At 56.2% G+C, this 400-nt stretch carries 1 rRNA gene; it reads left to right on the top strand.

The features are described 5' to 3' along the window. Nucleotides 1-342 (top strand): 23S ribosomal RNA (locus WS42_RS15015); the annotation flags it as partial. Nucleotides 343-400: the final 58 nt, after the last annotated feature.

Genomic DNA, 400 nt, shown 5'->3' with positions numbered 1-400 from the left:
GGGTTCGGCTGTTCGCCGATTAAAGTGGCACGCGAGCTGGGTTCAGAACGTCGTGAGACAGTTCGGTCCCTATCTGTCGTGGGCGCTGGAGATTCGAGAGGTCCTGACTCTAGTACGAGAGGACCGGGTTGGACGCGCCGCTAGTGAACCTGTTATGACGCCAGTCGTACGGCAGGGTAGCCACGCGCGGACGGGATAAGCGCTGAAAGCATCTAAGCGCGAAGCCTGCCTCGAGATGAGATCTCCTTACAGGGTCGTCGTAGACGACGACGTTGATAGGCCACAGGTGTAAAGCCGGTGACGGCAAAGCCGAGTGGTACTAATCACCCGAAAGTTGACGTTCGGTGGGTGATATGATTCGATTAACGTTCCGGTCGATTGTCAATCAAGGTGATTGACG

Source organism: Odoribacter sp. N54.MGS-14, assembly GCF_000980295.1.
In the GTDB taxonomy this organism is placed as follows: Bacteria; Bacteroidota; Bacteroidia; order Bacteroidales; family Marinifilaceae; genus Odoribacter; species Odoribacter splanchnicus.
This window is presented reverse-complemented; position numbering and strand designations above follow the sequence as displayed.